Source organism: Brevundimonas sp. UBA7838 (genome assembly GCF_002500885.1).
In the GTDB taxonomy this organism is placed as follows: Bacteria; Pseudomonadota; Alphaproteobacteria; order Caulobacterales; family Caulobacteraceae; genus Brevundimonas; species Brevundimonas vesicularis_C.
This window is the reverse complement of sequence record NZ_DLTK01000061.1, coordinates 2,275-3,212: the sequence shown is the minus strand read 5'-3', so window position 1 is coordinate 3,212 and position 938 is coordinate 2,275. Positions and strand designations below refer to the sequence as shown.

Annotated in this window: 2 protein-coding genes; both read left to right on the top strand. The window is 67.6% G+C overall.

Features of this window, described 5'->3' with window-relative positions:
- The coding region (locus B3T77_RS04630; protein WP_292077681.1) for an MFS transporter at window positions 1-689 on the top strand (689 nt) is incomplete at its 5' end.
- Window positions 689-938: TetR/AcrR family transcriptional regulator (locus tag B3T77_RS04625; protein WP_292077680.1), on the top strand; the 250-nt coding region annotated here is incomplete at its 3' end. The genes B3T77_RS04630 and B3T77_RS04625, both read left to right, overlap by 1 nt.

The following is a 938-nucleotide window of genomic DNA, read 5'->3' as shown; positions in this document are numbered from 1 at the left end:
CATTCCTGCTGCCGCTCTTCCTGGGCCGCGTGCTCGGCTATTCGTCGTCCGAGGTCGGCACCACCATGGTCGTGTCGGGCCTGGCCATGTTCGCCACCGGCCCCTTCGCCGGACGACTGGTGCGCAAGCTGGATGCGCGGGTGCTGATGTTCGGCGGCTTCATGCTGTGCGCCTGGGGCATGTGGCAGGCCCGCGTTGTCACCGATGACTGGGGCTTCTGGAACTTCGCCTCGGTCCAGGCCTTCCGCGGCGTCGGCGTTATGCTGGCCATGATCGCGTCCCAGCAGGTTACGATGGCGACCCTGCCGCCGCACATGGTCAAGAACGCCTCGGGGCTGGTCAACCTTTCGCGCAACGTCGGCGGCGCCTTCGGCCTAGCCATCCTGAACACCAGCCTGACGTCCAACACGGCCCTGCACATGAGCGAACTGACCAGCGCTATCGGTCAGGGCGACCAGGCGATGCGCAACATGATGGCCGGCATGGCGCAGCGGTTCGCCGGCTCCATCGATCCGGCCGCCTCGGCGATGAAGGCCATCTATGGGATGTTGCAGAAGCAGGCGACGACGATGGCGTTCGGCGACGCCTTCGCCCTGCTGGCCATCCTGTGCGCGGGCGCGGCCTTCGTCACCCTGGCCGCCCAGCCGGTGAAGGCCCAGGCCGGCGCCCCGCCTTCGGACGTCCACTGATGGCGCGCCGTCGCGGACAGGTCGATGAACGAAAGAGCGAGGCGATCCTGGACGCCGCCGCGACCCTGTTCGCCGACAAGGGGCTGCAAGCCAAGATGGACGAAATCGCCAAACTGGCCGGCGTCTCCAAACAGACGGTCTATAACCGCTTCGCCTCCAAGCTGGAGATCGCCCAGGCCCTGGCGTCAAAGCGCGTCGAGGATATCGTCGCCCCCCTGCGCGGCGCCGGCGATCCGCAGACGGTGCTGG